We start from the raw sequence: 23,735 nt of genomic DNA on the forward strand, positions 1-23,735 counted from the left end.
TTACCGTTCCTGCCTTACTGATAATGGGTAATAAATCCTTTGGGATCAGTTCCTCATTAAGGCATATTTGTGCAGCCTGTATACCGGCTAACGTCAACTTTTTTAAATATGACTGGAAAAAAGAAGCTAAAGTCGTGAAAAGGCTGGAGTCTTTGTGATGTTTTCACCAACTTCAAATGCACTTAAAAACCCTTTATATTCAAGTTTATGTGCTTCATCCAATTTATAATTGTCTAATTTCCCAAACTTTCCCCATAATCCTGACCCAGACCAATTTATGTATTCAGAGAAACTAATAAATTTTGGAATAGGATTTGAAAATATGCTTAAGTCAATAAAACAGTTTGGCCCTCCAAATCCCTCTTTACTACCTCCACTATCAATTAAATATGCTTTAGTAAAAGCAAAATTTGCTTGCAATTCAGGAGATATACCAAAATAAGGCCTAGCTTTCATTGCCATATTTATTGCTTCTGTTGTATTTAATGTTCCATCATCCAATCTACGGTAAATAGCCTCTTTTATTCCCGATTGAGTTACTAAACTCTCAGAATATCTGATCCTAAAGCCCGTAGCGATTACACATCTTGCTCCATAATATCCTTTTTCTTTATCTTTATAATTTAATTCTTTAAATAAATTAATAGTTCTTGTTACAAAATCTGCAGTTACTTTATGAGTTCTAGGAGAAATATTTCTAGTAGATATTAAACCATCATTTAAAGCGATTATATTAAAATTTCTTGAAGCATGCTTAGAGGCAATTTTATGAAATAGCTCCAATCTTTCTATTGCTTCAATTGATAGATCAATGGTTGGATCAAATTGTGAATCTTTGAGCATTGAACCATAACCAAGTAAATCTATCCATGCACAAATTGCAACTTCAAACTTTCTTTTTGTCCCTTTTTTTGTTTTTGCCATTATAATATTAATAAATTTAGATTTGAAGAAATGGATGTTGAAATAAAAAATTTAGTTTAAATATAAAACAAAGCTTTTCAATAAAACTAAATTACAAACATTATAGAATAAAAAAAATAGGACAAGTATTTAACTTAATAGTTACTCTATTTTAGATTTAAAGTCCTAAATTATCTTAGTAAGAAATATTACTAACTATAAATATACAAACTCAATTAAACAAAAATCCCGCAAGAAAACTCGCGGGATTTGAAATATCTATTTTTCGAAATTACATGGTCTCCATTTTGAAGCTCATGCTTTCAATTACTTTCAAGATGGCTTCTACTGTGTCCATTGAAGTTAAACAAGGAACACCGTTTTCCACACTCATTCTTCTGATCTGGAATCCGTCTCTTTCTGCCTGTTTTCCTTTTGTAGTGGTATTTACCACATACTGAACTTTTCCTTTCTGGATCAGGTCGATCAGATTTACGCTTTCTTCTCCTATTTTGTATCCTATTTTGCAAGGAATTCCTTTTTCTTCGAAGAATTTCGCTGTACCTTCCGTAGCCCAGATTCTGAAACCTACTTCATGGAATCTTGCTGCCAAATCAGCTGCTTCTTCTTTGTGCTTATCAGCTACAGTAAATAAGATAGAACCGTGCATAGGAACTTTTCTTCCTGCTGCAACCAATCCTTTGTAAAGGGCTTTCTCTAAAGTAGTATCTTTCCCCATAACCTCTCCTGTAGACTTCATTTCAGGGCCTAAAGAGATGTCAACCTTTGTCAGTTTTGAGAAAGAGAATACCGGTACTTTTACAAAGACTCCTTCTTTATTCGGAACCAATCCGTTTTTGTAACCAAGATCCGTTAATTTCTGTCCTAAGATCGCTTTCGTTGCAAGGTTAGCCATTGGAACTTCTGTGATTTTAGATAAGAAAGGAACTGTTCTTGAAGAACGTGGGTTTACTTCGATCACATATACGTTTCCTTCAAAAAGAACGTACTGAATATTCATTAATCCGATCACTTTCAGTCCTTTTGCCAGTCTTTGAGTATAATCTACTAAAGTATCGATTTCACTCTGAGAAATATTCTGTGGCGGATATACTGCGATAGAGTCTCCGGAGTGAACCCCTGCTCTTTCGATGTGCTCCATAATTCCTGGAATTACCACTGTTTCACCGTCACAAATTGCATCTACTTCAATCTCTTTTCCTACCATGTATTTGTCAACCAAAACCGGGTGTTCAGGGCTTGCGTCTACTGCGTGCTCCATATAGTGAGCCAATTCTGCTTCTGCGTATACAATTTCCATTGCTCTACCTCCAAGAACATAACTTGGACGCACCAATACCGGGTAACCGATTTCGTTAGCAATTTTAATGGCTTCTTCTTTCGAAGTGGAAGTTCTTCCTTTTGGCTGAGGAATTCCCATCTCTTGAAGTGCTTTTTCAAATTTATCTCTGTTTTCAGCTCTGTCAAGGTCTTCTAATGAAGTTCCTAAGATCTGTACTCCGTGAGAAGCTAATTTATCTGCAAGGTTGATCGCTGTCTGTCCTCCGAACTGAACCACTACTCCTTTAGGTTTTTCAAGATCGATGATGTTCATTACATCTTCTTCGGTCAATGGTTCGAAGTATAATTTATCCGAGATCGAGAAGTCTGTAGAAACAGTTTCAGGGTTGTTGTTGATAATGATCGCTTCATACCCCATTTCCTTGATTGCCCATACTGAGTGTACCGTTGCGTAGTCGAATTCAACTCCCTGTCCGATTCTGATAGGTCCTGAACCTAACACGATGATTTTTTCTTTATCAGAAACTACACTTTCGTTTTCTTCTTCGTAAGTTCCGTAGAAATATGGTGTTTCACTTTCAAACTCAGCAGCACAAGTGTCTACCATTTTGTACACCGGCATTACCCCGTTTTCTTTTCTGAAGTTGAATACCTCACGTTCTTTTACATCCCAAAGAACCGCGATGTTGATATCTGCAAAACCTAATCTCTTAGCTTCAATTAAGGTTTCTTTATCGAATTTATTATCTGCGATTACTTTTTCGAAATCAACAAGCTTTTTAAGTTTCCAGATGAAGAATTTATCAATTTTGCTCCATTCTACGATTTGTTCCCAGTCGTATCCTCTTCTTAAAGCATCTCCGATAATGAATAATCTCTCATCATCACACACTCTGATTCTTCTCTCGATTTCTTCAGCAGTAAGTGCCTGAGCTTGCTTTGTTTTTAATCCAAGATGCTTGATTCCTGTTTCTAATGAACGGATTGCTTTCTGTAAAGATTCCTCAAGGTTTCTTCCAATCGCCATTACTTCCCCAGTCGCTTTCATCTGAGTAGAAAGTCTTCTGTCTGCTGTTTCGAATTTATCGAATGGGAATCTTGGGAATTTAGTCACCACATAATCAAGAGCAGGTTCGAAACATGCGTATGTTTTTCCTGTTACCGGATTCATGATTTCATCCAGTGTTAATCCTACTGCAATTTTCGCAGCGATTTTTGCAATCGGATATCCTGTAGCTTTACTTGCTAAAGCTGATGAACGGGATACTCTAGGGTTTACCTCGATGATATAGTAATCAAATGAATGTGGATCTAATGCTAACTGTACGTTACATCCGCCTTCAATTCCTAAAGCTCTGATGATTTTTAGTGAGGCATTTCTCAGTAACTGATATTCTCTGTCTGAAAGGGTCTGAGAAGGTGCTACTACGATAGAGTCTCCTGTGTGAACTCCTACCGGGTCAATATTTTCCATGTTACAAACCACAATCGCATTGTCATTTGCATCACGCATTACTTCGTACTCAATTTCTTTGAAACCTGCAATTGATTTCTCAATAAGACATTGTGTAACCGGACTGTGTTTTAGTCCTAGTTCAGCAATTTCTTTTAATTCTGCTTCAGTGGAAGCGATACCTCCACCTGTTCCACCCATTGTAAAGGCAGGACGAACAATTACAGGATAGCCGATTGCATCTGCGAAAGCTAGTGCTCCTTCTACCGTGTTTACGATATCAGATTCCGGAACCGGCTCATTCAATTCTCTCATCAACTCACGGAAAAGGTCTCTGTCTTCTGCTCTGTTGATCGCAGAAAGCTTAGTTCCCAATACTTCCACTTTGCATTCTTCAAGAATTCCCGATTTTTCAAGCTCTACCGCCATGTTAAGACCAGTTTGACCTCCAAGCGTTGGTAGTAATGCATCAGGACGTTCTTTTCTGATGATATGACTTACAAACTGTAATGAAATCGGCTCGATATATACTTTATCAGCGATTTCTACATCTGTCATGATCGTTGCAGGGTTTGAGTTAATCAAAATTACCTTGTAGCCTTCTTCTTTCAAAGACAGACAAGCCTGCGTTCCTGCGTAATCAAATTCAGCTGCCTGTCCGATGATGATAGGTCCTGAACCGATTACTAAAATTGTTTTTATATCTGTACGTTTTGCCATTTTTCTTTTTTTTAGATACAAGATGTTAGATGTCAGATTTCAGACTTCCAACAGGATGTTTTACTTTTTTAAATTAGATTTGAATGTATAAATCATTCTTTGAATTTCATTCAGATTCGATATTAAACGATCTACTTTTTCTGCATCAAGTAAATTCAATTCTCTTGTTAAAATTAACTGTGTCTGTAGTTCAAAAGAGGATGCATTTGCTATTCCAAGAAAATGATAAAATTCTCTATCATTATTTCTCCCTGCTCCTTCGGCTATATTAGAAGGAATAGAGATTACAGACCTTTTAATTTGAGAAATCAAACCAAACTTTTCATCTTTAGGCAACTCAGCACAAATAATATAAACCTGTTTTGCAAGTTCTATAGATTTCTGCCAAAAAACCAGTTTTTCAAAATTATGCATAATAAAGTCTGTTATCTGATGTCTAATATCTGAAATCTTATTACTTCTTAAAATCCTCCATCATTTCAATAAACTCATCAAACAGGTAGTTTGCATCCTCCGGACCTGGGCTTGCTTCAGGGTGATACTGAACGGAGAAACAAGGGTGGATTTTGTGCTTTAATCCTTCGTTGGTTCTATCGTTTAGTGCGATGTGCGTTTCGATAAGGTCTGTACCTTTTAAACTTTCCTGATCTACTGCATATCCATGGTTCTGAGAAGTGATTGCTACAGTGTTTTTCGCTAAATCCAATACAGGGTGATTTCCTCCTCTGTGTCCGAACTTCAGTTTGAATGTTTTAGCTCCACAAGCAAGACCAATTAACTGGTGTCCTAAACAGATTCCGAAGATTGGAACTTTTCCTAATAATCCACGGATCATGTCTAATGCGTGTGGTACATCTTCCGGGTCACCAGGACCGTTAGAAAGCATAATTCCGTCTGGATTCATTAATAAGATATCTTCTGCTGTTGTATCCTGAGAAACCACAATGATATCACAGTTTCTTTGAGATAGTTCTCTGATAATTCCCAGTTTAGCACCGAAATCTACCAATACTACTTTGAAACCTCTGTTAGGGTTAGCATAAGGTGTTTTGGTAGAAACTTCTTCTACCTGATTAATTGGGAAAGTCGTGGTTTTCAGTTCTGCAGCTGTTGCTGCTTCGTCTGCATCGGCATTCACAATTTTTCCTTTCACTACTCCGGAGTTACGAAGAATTCTTGTCAGTCTTCTTGTATCAATTCCTGAAATTCCTGAAAGGTTTTTCTTCTTAAATAATTCATCTAAAGTAATCTGAGTACGGAAGTTAGAAGGAAGATCGCAAAGTTCTTTTACGATAAGTCCTTTAATTGCCGGCTCAATACTCTCATAATCATCACGGTTAATACCATAATTCCCGATAAGCGGATAGGTCATACAAACTATCTGACCGCAGTAGGATGGGTCAGAGATCAATTCCTGATACCCTGTCATTCCGGTATTGAAAACTACTTCTCCTGCAGTTTCCAATTCTGCTCCGAAACCTTCTCCATGAAACACTTCACCGGACTCCAGTATTAATTTTTTCTTCATTTTTTCTATTTAGATTTTCTTTTATTTTTTTTGTACAATGTATTCACGTATTAATGTATTTATGAATACTTTTTACTTTTATCTTAGTTCGTTTATTTAAAGGTAAATCCTTTCTCTTCCAGTGCATCTTTTAAGATGGCCATTCTGGCGAAAACACCATTTTCCATTTGTCTGAAGACTCTTGAACGTTTGCATTCTACCAGATCTGAATCTATTTCCACTCCCCTGTTGATAGGTGCCGGGTGCATGATGATTGCTTCTTTTTTCATAGCCTGCTCTCGTTCTTTAGTCAGACCATATCTTTTATGATAGTCAGAGGCTGTGAAACTCATGGCCGCATCATGTCTCTCATGTTGGATTCTTAATAACATCAGAACATCTACTTCAGCGATCAGTTCATCTACTGAAAGATAAGTTCCGTTGATTATTGCTCCTTCATCAAACCACTGCTCAGGTCCTGAGAAATAAACTTTAGCTCCTAATCTTCTTAACGCTTCAGCATTTGAGTTGGCAACACGGCTGTGTTTTACATCCCCTACAATTCCTACTTTTAGTCCTTCAAACTTTCCGAATTCCTGATAGATGGTCATCAGATCCAGCATACATTGTGAAGGATGGTTTCCTGTTCCATCTCCTCCATTGATTACAGGGATCTTAATATTTTTCAGTTCTTCAAAGTATCTGTCTTTCTTATCTCGGATCACTACAAGATTTACTCCAAGGCTTTCAATGGTCTTTACTGTATCATAAAGACTCTCACCTTTATTTACAGAACTGTGTGAAGCATCAAAAGGAACAACCTGTAATCCTAATTTTCTTTCTGCAATATCAAAGCTTGTCTTTGTTCTTGTGCTGTCTTCGAAGAAAAGATTGGAACAAAAAACTTCGCCTTCAATTTTAGCAGTTTTTCCATTTCTGAAAGCCATCGCTTCTGTCAGTATACTGTTGATTTTCTCGGTACTTAGTTCTGTAATCGTAAACATAATCTTAATTTTTAAGCATAAAAAAAGCGAAGACAACTATCTTCGCTAATAACAATAAATATCGTAAAGGGCGCTTTCGCCCGGTAAATCTAATGATATAAATGCTTTTTTATTCATTAGGTGCAAAGATACAACAATTTTATGAACCTACAAAAATTAAGTTTAAAATAAATTAAAAACTTCAGTACTTCTTATTCTCATTTAAAATTAATATTTTTGTTACAACACAACATTATTCTATGGATTTAAAAGACAAAATGATTCTCAGCATTATACAGGAAGACTCTACTTTATCGGTGAAAGAAATTTCTGAAAAGATAGGTCTTACCTTTACTCCGACGTATGAAAGAATCAAACAATTGGAGAAGCAGGGGATCATTCAAAAGTATGTAGGGCTTTTAAACCGTGAAAAGCTGGGCTTGAATATTGTAGTCTACTGTAATGTACGTCTTAAAGAGCAATCCAAGAAGGTATTGGAAACCTTTGAGAAACATATCGGAAAATATGATGAAGTACAGGAAATCATCAGTCTTTCCGGAGAGTATGACTATATGCTGAAAATTATTGCCAAAGACATCAACTCTTATAATGAGTTTGCAGTCAATGTGATTTCAAACGTTCCTAATATCGGACAGTACCACAGCTCCATCGTACTTCATGAGGTGAAAAAATCTACTAAATTCAAAATTGAACTTGAATAGTTCTTTTACTATTAAGCCTTAAGAAGCTTTATGTGATTTCATCACAATCATCAATTTCAAAGATCAAAATAAAATCCAACCATTAAGACAGCTTAAGCAATTAAGATTTAAGGATTTCACAACGATAAAACATAAGGCGATTCTAAAGTAATTTTTAGATTTTTTATGTCAACTCAAGCCTTTATATATCTTAATGGTTCAGATTTTAACCTAATAATTTATTCTTCAGTTTATTAAACTGGTATTCTATTTTATCCAGGCATAGATTTCCTATACTTCCCTGGTGAGTATGATCTAAACTTCCCGGTTCGAATTCAAACTCATTGTTTTCAATCTCCTGTCCCACTTTTACATAAGCATCACGGAAAGAACTTCCGCTTTTCACTTCTTCATTAATCTTCTCTACACTGAACAGGTATTTATATTTTTCGTCCTCGAGAATTCCGTCTTTTACCTGAATATTGGGTAAGGTATAGCTTAAGATCTCAAGACATTCCTTTAATGAATCAATAGCCGGAAATAAAATTTCCTTAGTCAACTGTACATCTCTGTGGTATCCTGATGGCAGATTGTTTGTCAACAGGATCAATTCATTAGGCAACGCCTGAATTCTGTTGCATCGTGCACGAACCAATTCGAAAATATCCGGATTCTTTTTATGCGGCATAATGCTGCTTCCTGTTGTAAATTCTTTTGGAAAGCTGATAAAATCAAAGTTCTGATTCAGATACAGACATACATCATATGCAAATTTCCCTAAAGTTCCTGCTAAAGTTGCCATTGCCATTGCCAGCATCTTCTCCGATTTTCCACGGGTCATCTGTGCATAGACTGAATTATAGTTCATGGACTGAAACCCCAGATTATAAGTAGTACTTTCACGGTTGATCGGGAAAGATGAACCATAACCTGCTGCTGAACCCAGCGGATTTTTATTAATGATATTTTTTGTTGAGAACAACATTTCAACATCATCCAAAAGGGCTTCTGCATATGCTCCAAACCACAATCCGAAGGATGAAGGCATCGCAATCTGCAAATGCGTATACCCCGGAAGCAGCACATTTTTATGCTGATTTGCCAATTGAATCAAAACCTGGAAAAATTCATCGGTCAATGCGGTAATTTCACGGATTTCATCTAGTAAGTATAGTTTTATATCTAATAAAACCTGATCATTTCTTGATCTTGCCGTGTGAATTTTCTTTCCTGTATCTCCTAATTTTGTAATCAGGATTGCTTCTACCTGAGAATGGATATCCTCAGCTTCTTTATCAATTTCAAAATTGCCATTTTCAATTTGCTGTAAAATATCATTTAATACTACCAGCATCTGCTCGGATTCTTCATGAGAAATAATTCCGGTTTCTGCAAGCATTATACAATGTGCCATAGAACCTTTAACATCATATTTGGCTAAACGTTCATCAAAGTCAAGGTCTTTTCCTACGGTAAAGTTATTGACTAATATATTGGTGGCCAGGTCATCCTTTTGCCATATTTTTTTCATAAGTATGATTGATTTTTCTAAGACTGCTATCATATATTGATTGCGTAACAGCCCGATTTAAAATATTTGATTGATTTTGACAAGCCCAGCAAGACTATCCTTATTATTATTAACTATAAAAAAACATTTCCTTAATATATAAAGTCACTTCTTAATGGTATCGTTTGCATAAATCCTTATTAAAACGTAAACTTTATTGCCTGCTGAGCATTAGTCAAAATATATGTTAAGCTGGAAGCCTGAAGCTAGAGGCTGGAAGTTAATAACCAACGATAACAACTTCCATTCTTCCATCTTCCTATTCCCATCTCTTCTTTATAACACTTTTTCCAAAATCTGGATGTAAATATCAATACCTTCTTCGATTTCATTGATATAGATAAATTCATCCGCTGTATGCGAGCGCCTACTGTCTCCAGGTCCTAATTTGACAGATGTACACGGAATAATTGCCTGATCTGAAGACGTGGGTGAGCCATAGGTTGTCTTTCCTATTTCCAATCCTGCTTTTACAAACGGGTGATCCATCTCTATTTTTGAAGAATTCAACCTGAAAGACCTCGCCGTAAGTGTTGATTTCATCTGTGACTGGATGATTTCAAAAGCTTCTTTGTTGGAATATTCATCCGTTACTCTTACATCCAGTGTAAAATGACAGGACTCCGGTACTACATTATGTTGTACTCCGGCATGGATTCCGGACAGGGTTACTTTCACTTCGCCCAGATAGTCTGAAACCTTCGGAAATTTAAAGTTTAATATTCCCTGAAGATCCGCCATACATTTGATAATGGAATTATCATCATTAGGATGAGCAGCATGAGAAGGAGTTCCTTTCATTTCTCCGTCAATCACCAACAGTCCCTTTTCAGCTATTGCCAGATTCATCTGCGTGGGTTCTCCTACAATGGCAAGCTCTATATTTGGCAACTGTGGAAACAGAGCCTCGATTCCGTCAAAACCTGAAATCTCCTCCTCTGCTGTCAACGCAATCACTAAATTATATTCTAAATCTTCTTTCTCATAAAAATGTAAAAAAACCTGCGCCATAGAAACCAGAGAAGCTCCGGCATCATTACTGCCCAATCCGAAAAGTTTACCGTCTTTTTCAACCGGTACAAATGGATCAAGTGTGTAAGCTTTATTAGGTTTTACCGTATCATGATGCGTATTCAATAAAACTGAAGGCTTAAATACATCAAAGTTTTTATTGACCGCCCAAATATTATTTTTAAAACGCTTCGTCGGAATTTGATGCTTTTTAAAAAAGTTTTCAATCTCTACCGACGTATTGAATTCATCTTTACTGAACGAAGGAATTTCAATCAGCTTTTTAAGCAGCTCAACAGCATTATTCAATAATTCTTCTTTATTATAAACAGATTTCAGTTCCTGCATGATGATTCTCTATATGGTTTTTTAATTCTGTTTCTTTAATCAGAAACACCTTATTTACATTATTCTTTATAGCTCCAAGAGCATTTTCTAATTTGGGTAAGATCCCTTTGTGAAGCTTTCCTTCTTCCTTCAATGCTGTAAAATCATCTTCGGAAATACTTTTGATAAGAGATTCGGGATCATCTACATTTTCCAGGACCCCATTTTTATCAAAACAATACAGGAGTTCTACTTCATATTTCTCAGACAGAGCCTGCGCAATTACAGAGGCAATAGTATCTGCATTGGTATTAAAAAGGTTTCCTTTTCTATCATGCGTGATAGCAGAAAATACAGGAATAAGATCCAGTTTAATCAATTTTGAAACAAGCTTTTTATTCACACTTTTCTTATTGACATCTCCTACAAATCCAAAATCTATTTCCGAATGCTCTCTTTTTTTTGCTTTAATCAGATTTCCATCTGCCCCGGAAAACCCAATAGCATTGCATTTTTTCTGCTGTAGTTTTTCAACAATATTTTTATTGATTCCACCAGCATACACCATCGTTACAATATCCAATGTATCTTTATCCGTAATCCTCCTTCCGTTAATCATCTTCTGCTCTATGCCTAGCTTATCAGCCAATGTTGTGGCTAACTTACCTCCGCCATGCACAAGGATCTTCTTTTCTTTAATTTCGGAAAACTGATCTAAAAACTGATCCAGTAATCGTTCATCATCAATGAGCGCTCCGCCTATTTTTATGATGTATATTTTCTGTTTCATTTTTATTTTACATTTAGAATTGATAGGAATCTATTCCTATCTTGGGTTAAATCGTCCCTTTGGGACTTATTGGATGTTATTTTATATTGTCTAGAATTTCGCTGAATACTGCCTGTGCCGAGAAAATACGGTTCTTTGCCTGTTGGTAGATGATGGAATTTTCTCCGTCCATTACTTCATCACTTAATTCTACATTACGGCGAACCGGAAGGCAGTGCATTACTTTTGCCTGGTTGGTATTCGCCAGTTTTTCGTTAGTCAGCATCCAATCTTCCTTTACTTCAGGCATTGCTGCATAATCATCAAACGAAGACCAGTTTTTCACATAGATAAAATCTGCATCTTTCAAGGCTTCCTCCTGATTATGAATCACTTTTGTATCTTTTATAAAAGCCGGATCCAAATCATATCCTTCAGGATTAGTAATTACTAGTTCAACATCCATTTCCTGCATCCATTCTGCAAAGGAATTTCCTACAGCATGAGCAATCGGTTTGATATGCGGTGCCCAGGTTAATACCACTTTCGGTTTACGGTCTTCTTTCCAGTTTTCCGTAATTGTAATACAGTCTGCCAGACTTTGTAAAGGATGACGCGTTGCTGATTCCAAGGAAATAACAGGAACTTTTGCATGTTGTTCAAACTGGCTTAGAATGCTTTCATTTACATCATCTTCCTTGCTTTTCATTCCAGCAAAACAACGTACCGCGATGATATCACAATATTGATTTAAAACTTCAATAGCGTCTTTGATATGTTCTACTGTATCTCCATTCATCACCGCACCATCGGCAAATTCAAGATTCCATGCTTCCTGTGCTGCATTTAAGGTTAATACATTTAAACCAAGATTCTGTGCTGCAATCTGGCTGCTTAAACGGGTTCTCAAGCTTGAATTTAAAAAGACAAGACCAATTGTTTTCCCTTTTCCTTTTTCTGTTTCAGAAAGTGGATTTGCTTTTATTTCTAAAGCTTTTTTTATGATTTCCTGTAAGTTTTCTACATCACTTACAGCTGTGAATTTTTTCATTTGAATTGATTTTTAAAGATTTTTGCATATACGTTTTTGTCATTCTGAATGAAACGTAGTGGAATGAAGAATCTATCATAAACAAGAAAGAGATTCTTCCTTCGTCAGAATAACAAACACTCCACTAGTCCCTCTTCCCTAATACTTCAACGTCTTAAATACTTTTCAACACTGTTTTCAAAGCATTAATAAAAAGATCCGTTTCCTCTTTTTTGATATTCAGTGCCGGAAGAATCCTCAACACTGTTTTATCATTAGAGTTTCCGGTGAAAATGTGGTGATCGAACAGTAAGGTTTTCCTTACTTCTGAACAGTCTCTGTCGAGTTCTATTCCAATCATCAATCCTTTCCTTCGGATGGACTTAATATGGGGTAAATCTTTAATTTCATTTTCAATATACTCGCCCATTTGCTGAGTATTTTCGATAAGATTTTCATCTTTCATTACATCCAGCACCGCAATTGAAGCTACACAAGCTAAATGATTTCCTCCAAAAGTAGTTCCCAGTAGGCCATTACTAGCCTGGAATTTAGGACTAATCAAAACTCCACCAACCGGAAATCCATTTCCCATTCCTTTAGCTGTGGTAATAATATCTGCTTGAATCCCGAATTCCTGATGAGCAAAGAAGTATCCGCTTCTTCCATATCCTGATTGTACTTCATCTAAAATCAAAACCGTATCATATTGATCACATAATTCTTTAATTTTAGATAAAAATTCTGTTGTTGGAATCATAATTCCTCCTACACCCTGAATTCCTTCAATAATTACGGAAGAAATTTCATTTCCGTGTATTGCAAAGGTTTCTTCAAGCTGCTCAATGTCATTCCAATCAGATTTAATGAATCGTTCTGAAAAATTCACCGGAGCAACAATCTTTGGGTTATCCGTTACAGAAACAGCTGCGGAAGTTCTCCCGTGAAATGACCCTGAGAAATAAAGCACTTTACTTTTTCCATTGTGAAAAGAAGCCAATTTCAATGCATTCTCATTAGCTTCTGCTCCTGAATTACACAGGAAAAGATTGTAGTCTTCATATCCTGAAAGCTTCCCAAGTTTTTCAGCCAGCTCTACCTGCAATTCATTCTGAACTGAGTTAGAATAGAAAGAAATTTTCTCTAACTGTTCTTTTAATTTATTTTGATAATGCGGATGATTGTGCCCGATAGAAATAACAGCATGTCCTCCGTAAAAATCAAGATATTTTTCACCTTTATCATCCCAAAGGAAAGATCCCTGAGCTTTAACCGGATTTATGTTGAATAATGGATATACGTTGAATAAATTCATGTCTTTTATAAATGATAATTGATTAATGATATGGGATTCGAGTTTCGAGTCACCATAAATATCAGTTGGTGCATTAAAATGCTATCGGTTTCAGATTCAAGCCTGTATTTTCTTCCCAGCCCATCGCAATATTCATATTCTGAACAGCTTGTCCTGAAGCTCCTTTCAACAAATTGTCAATCGCTGAGTGAATAACGGCAACATTTCCACTCTTTTCAATTTGGATCACACAGCGATTGGTATTGACAACCTGCTTTAAATCAATTGCCTTTTCACTTACCGTAACAAACGGTGCTTCTGCATAAAAATCCTGATACAATTGATAGATGTCAGAAAGTCCCAAATCTGTTTTCATTGTAGAACTTGTAAAAATCCCTCTTGCAAAATCCCCTCTCCATGGTACAAAATTCAGGCTGACATTTTTATGATTAAACAAAACTATTTGTTGTAAAATTTCATCTACATGTTGATGAGTCAACGTTTTATAAGCTGATACATTATCATTTCTCCAGGTAAAATGTGTGGTTGCCTGTAAAGACTGTCCCGCTCCTGTAGATCCTGTAATCCCTGTTGTGAAAACCTCATCCAAAACTTCCTTTTCAGCTAATGGTAATAATGCCAATTGAATTGCTGTAGCAAAACATCCTGGATTGGCAATACTTTTTGAACCTGACAGTTGTTTTTTATTGATTTCCGGTAATCCGTAGATAAAATTTCTGTTTTCAAAATTTCCATCCAAACGGAAGTCATTTCCTAAATCAATAACCAACGTTTCTTCTTTAACCGGATTTTGAGTTAACCAATTCTGACTTTCTTTATGAGGAAGACATAGAAAAAGAATATCCACCTCTTCAGGCTTATCCGTCAGAACCTGTTCACAAACGGTCGTTAAATCCGGGTACAGATCAGAAATTCTTATTCCCGAATTCGAACGACTATATAAAAAACTCAATGTCACATGGGGATGGAAAGCCAGCAAACGTATTAGCTCGCTTCCTGTATAACCGTTGGCACCAACTATTCCTACTGTTTTTTTCATGTTTTAATCGATAGGACCATATCCTATCTTTTGTTAAATCGTTCTTTCGGAACTCTAGTTGATATTTTGGTTAATCTGGTGATATATATTTAAAGAATTACTCACAATCTTGGTATATCCTTTTACATCTTCTCCTGTCCACGCTCTGTTAGCTTCTCCATAGCTTCCGAATTTATCCGACATTAAATCGTGATTGGATTCAATTCCGTTTAAAACAAATCGGTATGGATGAAGGGTTACAAATACTTTTCCGCTCACTGTTTTCTGAGAATCCGTTAAGAAAGATTCAATATTCCTCATCACAGGATCCAAGAAAAGTGCTTCGTGAAGCCAGTTTCCATACCAGTCAGACAACTGAGATTTCATCATCTGCTGGTATTTTGAAAGCGTATGTTTTTCCAATAAATGATGCGCTTTGATAATCACTGAAGCTGCTGCCGCTTCAAATCCTACTCTTCCTTTGATTCCTACAATCGTATCTCCTACATGGATGTCACGTCCGATTCCGTATGCAGAAGCCAACTCTTCTATTTTTTGGATAGCATATACAGAATGTTCAAAGCTCTCACCATTTACCGTTACCACTTCTCCATTTTTAAACTCAATTTCTAATGCTGAAGGTTGAGTTTCCTGAACCTGAGACGGAAAAGCTTCTTCCGGAAGATAGTTTCTTGATGTCAAAGTCTCTTTCCCTCCTACAGAAGTTCCCCAAAGTCCTTTATTCACTGAATATTGTGCTTTATGGAATTCCATTTCATATCCGTGGCTTTTCAAAAACTCAATTTCTTCTTCACGGGACAAAGCCATATCACGGATCGGCGTAATGATTTCAATATTTGGGCACATCACCTGAAAAATCAGATCAAAACGAACCTGATCGTTCCCAGCTCCTGTACTTCCATGGGCAATAGCATCTGCTCCCACTTCAATGGCATATTTTGCAATTTCCTGCGCCTGAATCGTACGTTCAGCACTTACAGAAAGAGGATATGTGTTATTTTTCAGCACATTTCCGAAAATTAAATACTTCACGCAAGAATTGTAATAATCTTCCTGAGCATCTACGCACCTGTACTCTTTTACCCCAAGGTTTAAAGCTTTTCTTTCCAGTTCTTTTTCTTCTTCTTTGGAAAAACCTCCGGTATTTACAGTAACCGCATACACATCATACCCTAGAGTCTCACTAAGATATTTTGCACAGTAGGAAGTATCTAAACCTCCACTAAACGCTAAGATGACTTTCTTGTTCATTGCAATATTTAATTTCTGGTTGCTCATTCACAACACTGTTTACTTTATTATTATCAGGCTGATTGTTTACAACCTTATCTTTTTTCACATTTTCAGGAACGAAAAGCATCGCTGTACAAAGGCAGTTTTTACGTTCCTTTTTCATTAAAATTTCATAATTCACACAGTTCTTACAACCGCTCCAGAACTCCTCATCCTGAGTCAGTTCAGAATAAATGACCGGCTTGTATCCTAAATCACTGTTGATTTTCATTACCGCAAGACCTGTTGTTAATCCGAATACTTTTGCTTCCGGATATTTTTCTCTAGATAACTGGAAAACTTTATGCTTAATCTGAGTAGCTACTCCACCATGCCTGAATTTGGGAGATACAATCAATCCCGAATTAGCCACAAACTTCCCATGTGACCAGGTCTCTATATAACAGAAGCCTACCCACTCACCGTTTTCAGTGGCTACCACAGCATTGCCCTCTGAAATCTTCTTACTCAAATATTCTATGGAACGTTTTGCGATTCCCGTTCCTCTGCGCTGTGCAGAATCATACATTTCCTGCTGTATTTCACTCACATACATTAGATGTTCGCATGAGGAAATTTCTATTTCCATTTATTTATCTAATTTTTTTGGCAAATTTAAAATATATTTTCTTTAGAATGCAAATAAAAAAGATATTTTTTTTGTTTTAAAAAATTACACAGGTAAAATTATCTTTATTGAAAAATGTATATTTGCTAATTTATTATATATTTGCTAAAATAATATAGCTATGGAAAATATATGCCCTAAATGCAAGAGTAACAAAGTAGTTAAAAGTGGTATCGTTAATGAAAAACAAAGGTTTCTCTGCAAGAGCTGCAACTATTATTTTACTGTTAAAAAACTGGGAAAACAGATTGATGACTATTATGTCACCAAAGCATTACAGCTCTATCTTGAAGGGCTAAGCTACCGTGAAATCGAAAGAATTATAGGAGTTTCCCATGTCACGATAAGTTCATGGATCAAAAAATATAATATTACAAGACCTCCTCATTCCGAATTCCATCCTGTATATAAAATACTGAAACAAAATGAATTAATTGAATACATTGCTCAGGAGGACAATATCAAAAACTCAGGGATTATTATTACTCAGTTTGCAGATAAATATATGTTGATTAAATGGGAAAGATTTAAGAAGTAATTTTAAGGTACGAGATTCATAGTGCGTTGTGAGGATACAAAAAACTACTAAATATCAACAGGTTAAAATAAAAAACTTCCAAAAAACAGAAACACAAAATGCGGAGCACGCAACAGGTATCGAATTATAACTATACTATTACCACTAATATATATTAAATTTTCGTAAATAAATTATTAATTCCAATTTGGCTTTCACAAAAAACAACGCCAAAAATTGATAATTTATGAAGAAATTACTTACATTCATTGGAGTAGCCTTAATTAGCGGATCTATGTATTCGCAGGGTTCTCCTGATTACGGCAGTGGATTAAAAATAAACCTCAATCCTGAGGGAGACAAATTCATCAGATTTATTTTATGGGATCAGCTGTGGCTAAGAAACAGCGCAATGAATCCCGGAAGCATGGTTGGAAATGAACCAACAGACAACACATGGAACCTGGGAAACAGACGATTACGCGCTTTAACATATGCACAAATCTCCAAACGATATATGATTCTTCTTCATTTTGGGATCAATAATCAGACTTTCATTAACGGAGGTGCTACAGGTACTTCAGGAACAGGAGGGTATGGAAACGGAAAGAAAACCCAGATGTTTTTTCATGACGCCTGGAATGAATACGCAGTTATTTTACCTGGAGAAGCAGGAAAATTCAGTTTATCTTTAGGAGCCGGACTTCATTATTACATGGGACTTTCCCGTATGACCATGGCCTCCACTCTTAATTTCCTTACGGTAGATTCTCCGGTATTCTCCTGGCCATTAATTGATAATTCGGATCAGTTTGGAAGACAAATCGGAATGTTCGCCAAGGGGAAATACGGAAAACTAGAGTATCGTTTTAGTTTAAATAAACCTTTTGCTACAGATCTTGCTCCTGCCAACGTAACCGATCCATCAAAAGCTGTAGCCGTAGACAATAATGGAAATCCAAGTTTCTCAAAAGCAGGATATGTGGAATATCAATTTCTTGATGAGGAATCCAACACACTACCCTTCAAAGTAGGGTCTTATTTGGGAACAAAAAAGGTTTTCAATGTAGGAGCCGGGTTTTATCATCAGGCAGACGGCACCAGAACTTCCGTAAATTCAAATGTTGAAAAACACGACATTACTCTTTTCGCAGTAGATGCTTTCGCAGATATTCCTTTAGGAGAAGCAAAAAACAAAATGGCCGTTTCGGCTTACGCAGGATATTATAATTACAATTTCGGTCCAAACTATGTAAGAAATCTAGGAACAATGAACATTGCAGCAACAGATCCTAATTTCATTGGCAACAAAGCCATCGCAGGGCCAGGAAATCTACAACCCACCATCGGAACAGGCAATATTATCTACGCACAGGCTGGTTTACTGTTACCAAGTCAGGCAGAAAAGCCAAAGATCAGAATACAACCTTTTGCAGCTTATACTCATAAAAACTTTGAAGCTTTTGATAAATCATCTTCTCAGTTTGATGTTGGAGCCAATTGGTTTATTGATGGACATCATGCAAAAATCACTACGCAATATTCTACAAGACCGGTTTACACAAGTCCTTCTGAAAGCCCATCTTCAAAAGGAGAATTCATTGTACAATTCCAGATCTATTTATAATCTGAATACACTAAGGCTATAAAAATTATAGTGGCTCAATACAATTTTACATCACTTTCATTGACTACGTCGAATCTTCGATTTCTGACGAAGGAAGAATCTCATAATATCGCTTAGATTCTTCATTTCACTTCTGAACTACGTTCGCAGACCTTCAATCTGTATTCAGAATGACAGAGTCATAGGAATAAGATATTAAGAATAAAACGCCTCACTATTCCATTTTCTATTAACATCAAAAACTAATCAATATGAGCGAAAATCATCACGAAAGCTACGAAAATATGACCGACAGGCAGAAAAACCGCACTATTTGGAGTGTGATCACCGCCTCATCCCTCGGAACATTGATAGAATGGTATGACTTCTATATCTTTGGAAGTTTAGCCATCGTTTTAGCGACCAAGTTTTTCCCGGCTGACAATCCGACAGCAGCATTTTTGTCTACTTTAGCTACTTTTGCCGCAGGATTTGTGGTAAGACCTTTTGGGGCTTTATTCTTCGGAAGATTGGGTGACATTATCGGAAGAAAATATACTTTCCTCGTCACGCTACTCATTATGGGATTTTCCACGTTCCTGATCGGATGTATCCCAAGTTATGAAACCATCGGGTTCCTTGCTCCGGTTTTGGTTTTAATCCTAAGATTATTACAAGGACTTGCTCTTGGGGGTGAATATGGAGGAGCCGCAACCTATGTAGCAGAATATGCACAACCACATCGAAGAGGTTACTGGACTTCATGGATCCAAACTACAGCCACCGCAGGACTTTTCATTTCACTAATTGTTATTTTAATCACAAAGACCACCCTTTCTCCGGAAGAATTCGATGGTTGGGGTTGGAGAATTCCTTTCTGGATTTCCATTTTAATGGTAGGTGTTTCATATATCATCAGAAAAAACATGAAAGAATCTCCGCTTTTTGCCAAGGCAAAAAGTGAAGGCAAAACTTCTAAAAATCCTTTAAAAGAGAGTTTTGGTAATAAATTCAACTTCAAATTCGTTTTGCTTGCCCTTTTTGGAGCAGCTATGGGACAAGGGGTAATCTGGTATACCGGACAATTCTACGCCATGAGCTTCATGCAAAAAGTAATGAATATTGATTCTACGCAGGTAGATTATTTAATGGCAACCGCTTTGTTTTTAGGAACTCCTTTCTTTGTATTTTTCGGTTGGCTGTCAGATAAAATCGGACGAAAAGCGGTGATGATGACCGGAATGCTGATTGCTATTTTAGCTTACAGACCTATTTACGACACTATGTTCAAAAGCGTCAGCCTTGAAAATAAAACAGTTGCCACCAACGGAATTACAGAAAAGAGAACGGCAAAAATTCACAAGGATATTGCAACAGACAGCCTTGTTACCTTCCATAAAGAAACACTTTTCACCGATGGTACTTTAATAAAAAAAGACAGCATCGTTCACTGGTCACCAAGCGGTCCGGTTATGAAAGAGGGAAAAGCTGAAGAACCAAAGGTTTCACAATCGGTAAAAGTAAGTGACAGCACAAAATGGTATTTGGTATTCATGGTATTCATCCAGGTCATCTTTGTAACCATGGTTTACGGTCCCATTGCTGCGTTCCTTGTTGAAATGTTCCCGGTAAGAATCCGTTACACCTCGATGTCCTTGCCTTATCACATTGGAAATGGGGTATTTGGAGGACTTCTTCCTGCCGTAGCTACTTATCTTGTAACCACCGGAAAAGAAGCCGGACATGCCACATGGTATCTGGAAGGATTATGGTATCCGATTGGAGTGGCCGCAGTCTGTTTGATTATCGGATTAATTTATCTTAAAAATAAGAACAATAATCTTCACGATTAATCACTGAATCACTCAAATTTTTATTAATTTTAAAACTACTAAAATGAACGGACTAAAAAAAATATTAGGTATACTTTGGATCGCAATAGCAGTGGTCGTAGGGTATTTTGGAATTACGGTAATGGGAATCCCCAAGATCACTTCAGGAAAACAGGAAGATTTGGTTTTCGGAATCATCATTATGTTTGTACTGATGCCGATTATCTCAGGCGGAATGGCTGTTTTTGGTTACTATTCCTTAACCGGAGAATATTCTGACGAAAAAATATAATTATAAAAGATAAAGGTAATTGGTGAATAATACTGTTCATCAATTATCTTTTATCCATCATCATTTATGAAAAAGAGACACGAACAAAAACTGGTTATCCTGAGTATTGGACTGATGATTGCCTTCAGCATCCCTATTTCGCTGCTTTTCAACAGTGAAAAAGAAGTGTTTGGATATCCCATGTTCCTTATCTACCTGTTCGCTGTCTGGATGATCTCTATCATAATTTCCTTTGTAATTGTAAAAAAATACAATGAGTAGTATTGCATTATTTTTTGTGGTTCTGTTTTATCTGGCTCTTCTGTTCTTAGTTGCTCACCTGGCAGAGAAGAAAAGAAGTAAGTTCTGGATCAACAATCCTTACATTTATGCATTGTCTCTTGCTGTGTATTGTACAGCATGGACTTACTACGGAAGCATTGGTGTAGCTGCTACAAGCGGATTAAATTATTTACCTATTTATATTGGCCCTGCCATGATTATCCCTGCCTGGATCTATATCAATACAAGGATTGTAAGAATCGCCAGGGTTAATAAAATAAGCAGTCTTGCAGATTTCATCTCGTTACGATATGGAAACAGTAGAAGTCTGGGTGCTATCATTACGATTGTCTGCCTGTTAGCAATTGTTCCTTACATCGGATTACAGATCAAAGCCATATCTGAAACCTTCCATCTGGTAACGGAAACTCCTATGTCAAAGGATATCCTGACCGATAATGCCACATTTGTTGTTGTTCTAATCGCTTTGTTTTCTTCCTATTATGGAACGAGATATGTAGATGCTTCGGAAAAACGACTGGGAATCATCTCTGCCATTGCCCTGGAGAGCTTTTTAAAGCTATTCTTTATTATCATTCTTGGCTTTTTTGTGATCTATTATGTTTTTGACGGGTTTACAGATATTTATCAGAAAGCCAGTCATTTTGAGGATTTTAAAGAAAAAAATACATTTAATGGGATTGAAGGAGCCATGAACTGGATGGTTCTGTGCATGATCTCAGCAACAGCAATCTGCATATTACCCAGACAGTTTCACACAGCGATTGTTGAGAACAGACAGGAAAAGCATATCAGAACAGCCATCTGGTTTTTTCCGCTTTATTTATTGACCTTCACTATATTCATTTTTCCGATTGCATGGGGCGGAAGACTGATCTTTGATGGAGAAAAGGTAAACCCTGAATTCTACTCTATTTTAATTCCGCAGCATTTTGACAATACTTTAATCACCGTTTTGGTTTTCCTTGGCGGATTGAGTTCATGTATTTCCATGATTATTATTTCGGCCATCACCTTATCCATTATGCTTTCTAACAACCTTATCATTCCTTATGGTTTGCTTGGAAAACTGAAATCTGAAAATGAAACACAAAATACAAGAAGTATCACCAACATTAGGAAATTCAGCATTTTCGCACTGATTATCATGGCTTTTGTGTTCTATAAATATTTCATTTTAAAAACATCACTGGATTCTGTTGGATTAATCTCGTTTGTAGTCATTGCACAGCTTGCACCTGCCTTTTTCGGCGCTATATTCTGGAGAAGAGGAAGCTACAAAGGCGCAGTGATTGGTCTTGTTGCAGGATTAGCCATCTGCTATTTCGGATTAATCATCCCGCAGTATTATTTCTCATACAACCAGGAACTCAAAGGAGTTTTAAGAGATATGTACAATTCTTTCAATTTCTTCACCATTCCTTATCTGGCAAGGATTCCGCAAATATTTTTTTGGTCAATGCTGGTGAATACAGGTTTATTTACCATTATTTCTGTGAGTACCAAAGGAAATTACCGTGAAAGAAACTTTGCCGAACTGTATGTAGATATCGACAAATACATTCAGAATCATGAAAATGCTTTTATCTGGAGAGGAACAGCCTACATCTCTGACATTCAAAATATACTGGAGAGATTTTTAGGTAAAAACAAGACCGAACAGGCCTTGAGAATTTTCAATTTAAAATATAATATTGATTCTAAAACAGAGACTGCCGATTCAAGATTCATCAAATTCTCGGAAAACCTTCTGGCAGGACGAATCGGGACGGCTTCAGCTAAAATTTTGATTGAAGGCGTCACCAAAGAAGATAAAATATCTCTGAAGGAAGTTTTGAATATCCTTGAAGAATCCAAAGAGAACATCAGCTTAAACAAAAAACTTACAGAACAGTCTGAAGAATTACAAAAGCTCTCTAATGACCTTAGAACAGCCAATGAAAACTTAATCGTTAAAGACCGTCAAAAAGATGATTTTCTGGATTCTGTTGCCCATGAACTGAGAACTCCCATCACAGCGATCCGCTCAGCCGGGGAAATACTGGCTGATGATGATGACATTCCTTTTGAAATTAAACAGGAGTTTTTAAACAATATCATCACCGAATCTGACAGATTAAGTGAAATCATCAACGATATTCTTTATCTTGATAAGCTTCAACATGGTGAAATCTTATTAAGTATCCAACAAAATAACATTCTTGAAACCTATAAAAAAGCATTAAGCCCCCTCCTCCACCTGATACAACAGAAAAACATTCATTTAAGTGAGGTCAATCTCCTGAATCGGGTTATATTTGAGTATGATGAAGCCAGAATGATTCAATTGCTTCAGAATATATGGGGAAATGCCTTAAAATTTACGGATGAACAGGGAACGATACAAACTAAATTATTTGAAAAGGAAAATCAATTGGTAATTACCATTTTCAATACCGGAAAGCACATCCCGGAAGAGGATCTGGAAATGATTTTTGACAAGTTTTATCAATCCAAAAATCAAAATATTTTAAAACCTACAGGAAGCGGACTTGGCCTTGCCATTTCCAAGAAAATAATACAAGCCCACAACGGAAGTATAAAAGCAGAAAACAGCGGTCTTGGAGTAACTTTTACCATCAGCCTTCCTGACAGTATAACAAAAGAGATTAAAAATGAAGTTGAACACCTTTAAAA

20 protein-coding genes and 1 pseudogene are annotated in these 23,735 nt (G+C 36.5%); 8 read left to right on the forward strand and 13 right to left on the reverse strand.

The features are described from left to right. A pseudogene (locus NBX25_RS05840) lies at positions 1 to 128 on the forward strand (YeeE/YedE family protein); the annotation flags it as partial. Here NBX25_RS05840 and NBX25_RS05845 read toward each other — a convergent pair. The 5 genes from NBX25_RS05845 to NBX25_RS05865 form a co-directional block, all read right to left on the reverse strand. Continuing rightward, positions 127 to 924 (reverse strand): hypothetical protein, encoded by a 798-nt coding sequence (locus NBX25_RS05845; RefSeq protein WP_250253070.1) that lies wholly within the window; start codon positions 922 to 924, stop codon positions 127 to 129. The pseudogene NBX25_RS05840 and the gene NBX25_RS05845 sit on opposite strands and share 2 nt — an antisense overlap. A gap of 271 nt (positions 925 to 1,195) precedes the next feature. Further along, positions 1,196 to 4,378 carry a carbamoyl-phosphate synthase large subunit gene (gene carB, locus NBX25_RS05850; protein ID WP_250253071.1) on the reverse strand — a complete coding sequence of 1,061 codons (3,183 nt, stop codon included), beginning with the start codon at positions 4,376 to 4,378 and terminating at the stop codon, positions 1,196 to 1,198. 60 nt (positions 4,379 to 4,438) lie between these two features. Next, a complete protein-coding gene (locus tag NBX25_RS05855; protein ID WP_123908164.1) occupies positions 4,439 to 4,792 on the reverse strand; it encodes a four helix bundle protein in 354 nt (117 codons plus the stop codon). Positions 4,793 to 4,832: 40 nt separating this feature from the next. Continuing rightward, complete coding sequence (locus tag NBX25_RS05860) at positions 4,833 to 5,906, reverse strand: carbamoyl phosphate synthase small subunit (protein ID WP_250253073.1); 1,074 nt, start codon at positions 5,904 to 5,906, stop codon at positions 4,833 to 4,835. A 92-nt stretch (positions 5,907 to 5,998) separates the two neighbouring features. Then, positions 5,999 to 6,889 (reverse strand): aspartate carbamoyltransferase catalytic subunit, encoded by an 891-nt coding sequence (locus tag NBX25_RS05865; RefSeq protein ID WP_284346213.1) that lies wholly within the window; start codon positions 6,887 to 6,889, stop codon positions 5,999 to 6,001. A gap of 239 nt (positions 6,890 to 7,128) precedes the next feature. On the opposite strand from NBX25_RS05865, the gene NBX25_RS05870 reads away from it, so the two are divergent. Next, positions 7,129 to 7,590, forward strand: coding sequence for an Lrp/AsnC family transcriptional regulator (locus tag NBX25_RS05870; RefSeq protein ID WP_123908167.1), 462 nt, complete (start codon positions 7,129 to 7,131; stop codon positions 7,588 to 7,590). A gap of 205 nt (positions 7,591 to 7,795) precedes the next feature. Here the strand turns inward: NBX25_RS05870 and argH are convergent, their stop codons facing one another. The 8 genes from argH to NBX25_RS05910 all read right to left on the reverse strand — a co-directional run bounded on the left by argH (position 7,796) and on the right by NBX25_RS05910 (position 16,491). Next, positions 7,796 to 9,100: an argininosuccinate lyase gene (argH, locus tag NBX25_RS05875; RefSeq protein ID WP_123908168.1), complete on the reverse strand. Its 1,305-nt coding sequence runs from the start codon at positions 9,098 to 9,100 to the stop codon at positions 7,796 to 7,798. Between the two features lie 315 nt (positions 9,101 to 9,415). Next, positions 9,416 to 10,498 carry a M20 family metallo-hydrolase gene (locus tag NBX25_RS05880; RefSeq protein WP_250253075.1) on the reverse strand — a complete coding sequence of 361 codons (1,083 nt, stop codon included), beginning with the start codon at positions 10,496 to 10,498 and terminating at the stop codon, positions 9,416 to 9,418. Continuing rightward, entirely contained in the window at positions 10,473 to 11,267 is a 795-nt protein-coding gene (gene argB, locus NBX25_RS05885) for an acetylglutamate kinase (protein ID WP_123908170.1), read from the reverse strand. The genes NBX25_RS05880 and argB overlap by 26 nt, the downstream gene beginning before the upstream one ends. Before the next feature lie 76 nt (positions 11,268 to 11,343). Then, positions 11,344 to 12,297, reverse strand: coding sequence for an N-acetylornithine carbamoyltransferase (locus NBX25_RS05890; protein ID WP_123908171.1), 954 nt, complete (start codon positions 12,295 to 12,297; stop codon positions 11,344 to 11,346). Between the two features lie 154 nt (positions 12,298 to 12,451). Beyond that, positions 12,452 to 13,591 (reverse strand): aspartate aminotransferase family protein, encoded by a 1,140-nt coding sequence (locus NBX25_RS05895; protein ID WP_250253077.1) that lies wholly within the window; start codon positions 13,589 to 13,591, stop codon positions 12,452 to 12,454. A gap of 73 nt (positions 13,592 to 13,664) precedes the next feature. Further along, the gene (gene argC / locus NBX25_RS05900) at positions 13,665 to 14,630 is read right to left on the reverse strand and encodes an N-acetyl-gamma-glutamyl-phosphate reductase (RefSeq protein ID WP_250253079.1); all 966 of its coding nucleotides are present in this window, start codon (positions 14,628 to 14,630) and stop codon (positions 13,665 to 13,667) included. Positions 14,631 to 14,684: 54 nt separating this feature from the next. Beyond that, positions 14,685 to 15,881, reverse strand: a complete 1,197-nt coding sequence (gene argG / locus NBX25_RS05905) for an argininosuccinate synthase (RefSeq protein ID WP_123908174.1) — start codon at positions 15,879 to 15,881, stop codon at positions 14,685 to 14,687. Continuing rightward, positions 15,853 to 16,491 carry a GNAT family N-acetyltransferase gene (locus NBX25_RS05910; RefSeq protein WP_228412845.1) on the reverse strand — a complete coding sequence of 213 codons (639 nt, stop codon included), beginning with the start codon at positions 16,489 to 16,491 and terminating at the stop codon, positions 15,853 to 15,855. The genes argG and NBX25_RS05910 overlap by 29 nt, the downstream gene beginning before the upstream one ends. A 160-nt stretch (positions 16,492 to 16,651) precedes the next feature. Here NBX25_RS05910 and NBX25_RS05915 point away from each other — a divergent pair, with 160 nt between their 5' ends. The 6 genes from NBX25_RS05915 to NBX25_RS05940 all read left to right on the forward strand — a co-directional run bounded on the left by NBX25_RS05915 (position 16,652) and on the right by NBX25_RS05940 (position 23,733). Beyond that, positions 16,652 to 17,068, forward strand: coding sequence for an IS1/IS1595 family N-terminal zinc-binding domain-containing protein (locus NBX25_RS05915; protein ID WP_123908175.1), 417 nt, complete (start codon positions 16,652 to 16,654; stop codon positions 17,066 to 17,068). Between the two features lie 226 nt (positions 17,069 to 17,294). Next, positions 17,295 to 18,674 carry a porin gene (locus NBX25_RS05920; protein ID WP_123908176.1) on the forward strand — a complete coding sequence of 460 codons (1,380 nt, stop codon included), beginning with the start codon at positions 17,295 to 17,297 and terminating at the stop codon, positions 18,672 to 18,674. A gap of 251 nt (positions 18,675 to 18,925) precedes the next feature. Continuing rightward, positions 18,926 to 20,506 (forward strand): MFS transporter, encoded by a 1,581-nt coding sequence (locus NBX25_RS05925; RefSeq protein ID WP_123908177.1) that lies wholly within the window; start codon positions 18,926 to 18,928, stop codon positions 20,504 to 20,506. 43 nt (positions 20,507 to 20,549) lie between these two features. Then, positions 20,550 to 20,777: a DUF6814 family protein gene (locus tag NBX25_RS05930; protein ID WP_123860215.1), complete on the forward strand. Its 228-nt coding sequence runs from the start codon at positions 20,550 to 20,552 to the stop codon at positions 20,775 to 20,777. A gap of 66 nt (positions 20,778 to 20,843) precedes the next feature. Beyond that, a complete protein-coding gene (locus NBX25_RS05935; protein ID WP_123908178.1) occupies positions 20,844 to 21,038 on the forward strand; it encodes a hypothetical protein in 195 nt (64 codons plus the stop codon). After that, the gene (locus NBX25_RS05940) at positions 21,031 to 23,733 is read left to right on the forward strand and encodes an ATP-binding protein (protein ID WP_250253081.1); all 2,703 of its coding nucleotides are present in this window, start codon (positions 21,031 to 21,033) and stop codon (positions 23,731 to 23,733) included. The genes NBX25_RS05935 and NBX25_RS05940 overlap by 8 nt, the downstream gene beginning before the upstream one ends. Positions 23,734 to 23,735: the final 2 nt, after the last annotated feature.

The organism is Chryseobacterium sp. Marseille-Q3244 (genome assembly GCF_940807095.1).
GTDB lineage: Bacteria > Bacteroidota > Bacteroidia > Flavobacteriales > Weeksellaceae > Chryseobacterium.

Coding starts and splice junctions, on each gene's coding strand:
- NBX25_RS05860 (WP_250253073.1), bottom strand. CDS start 5,906: ATGAAGAAAAAATTAATACTGGAGTCCGGTGAAGTGTTTCATGGAGAA.
- NBX25_RS05910 (WP_228412845.1), bottom strand. CDS start 16,491: ATGGAAATAGAAATTTCCTCATGCGAACATCTAATGTATGTGAGTGAA.
- NBX25_RS05925 (WP_123908177.1), top strand. CDS start 18,926: ATGAGCGAAAATCATCACGAAAGCTACGAAAATATGACCGACAGGCAG.
- argB (WP_123908170.1), bottom strand. CDS start 11,267: ATGAAACAGAAAATATACATCATAAAAATAGGCGGAGCGCTCATTGAT.
- NBX25_RS05920 (WP_123908176.1), top strand. CDS start 17,295: ATGAAGAAATTACTTACATTCATTGGAGTAGCCTTAATTAGCGGATCT.
- NBX25_RS05895 (WP_250253077.1), bottom strand. CDS start 13,591: ATGAATTTATTCAACGTATATCCATTATTCAACATAAATCCGGTTAAA.
- NBX25_RS05870 (WP_123908167.1), top strand. CDS start 7,129: ATGGATTTAAAAGACAAAATGATTCTCAGCATTATACAGGAAGACTCT.
- NBX25_RS05890 (WP_123908171.1), bottom strand. CDS start 12,297: ATGAAAAAATTCACAGCTGTAAGTGATGTAGAAAACTTACAGGAAATC.
- NBX25_RS05915 (WP_123908175.1), top strand. CDS start 16,652: ATGGAAAATATATGCCCTAAATGCAAGAGTAACAAAGTAGTTAAAAGT.
- NBX25_RS05940 (WP_250253081.1), top strand. CDS start 21,031: ATGAGTAGTATTGCATTATTTTTTGTGGTTCTGTTTTATCTGGCTCTT.
- NBX25_RS05935 (WP_123908178.1), top strand. CDS start 20,844: ATGAAAAAGAGACACGAACAAAAACTGGTTATCCTGAGTATTGGACTG.
- NBX25_RS05865 (WP_284346213.1), bottom strand. CDS start 6,889: ATGTTTACGATTACAGAACTAAGTACCGAGAAAATCAACAGTATACTG.
- NBX25_RS05855 (WP_123908164.1), bottom strand. CDS start 4,792: ATGCATAATTTTGAAAAACTGGTTTTTTGGCAGAAATCTATAGAACTT.
- carB (WP_250253071.1), bottom strand. CDS start 4,378: ATGGCAAAACGTACAGATATAAAAACAATTTTAGTAATCGGTTCAGGA.
- NBX25_RS05845 (WP_250253070.1), bottom strand. CDS start 924: ATGGCAAAAACAAAAAAAGGGACAAAAAGAAAGTTTGAAGTTGCAATT.
- argH (WP_123908168.1), bottom strand. CDS start 9,100: ATGAAAAAAATATGGCAAAAGGATGACCTGGCCACCAATATATTAGTC.
- argG (WP_123908174.1), bottom strand. CDS start 15,881: ATGAACAAGAAAGTCATCTTAGCGTTTAGTGGAGGTTTAGATACTTCC.
- argC (WP_250253079.1), bottom strand. CDS start 14,630: ATGAAAAAAACAGTAGGAATAGTTGGTGCCAACGGTTATACAGGAAGC.
- NBX25_RS05930 (WP_123860215.1), top strand. CDS start 20,550: ATGAACGGACTAAAAAAAATATTAGGTATACTTTGGATCGCAATAGCA.
- NBX25_RS05880 (WP_250253075.1), bottom strand. CDS start 10,498: ATGCAGGAACTGAAATCTGTTTATAATAAAGAAGAATTATTGAATAAT.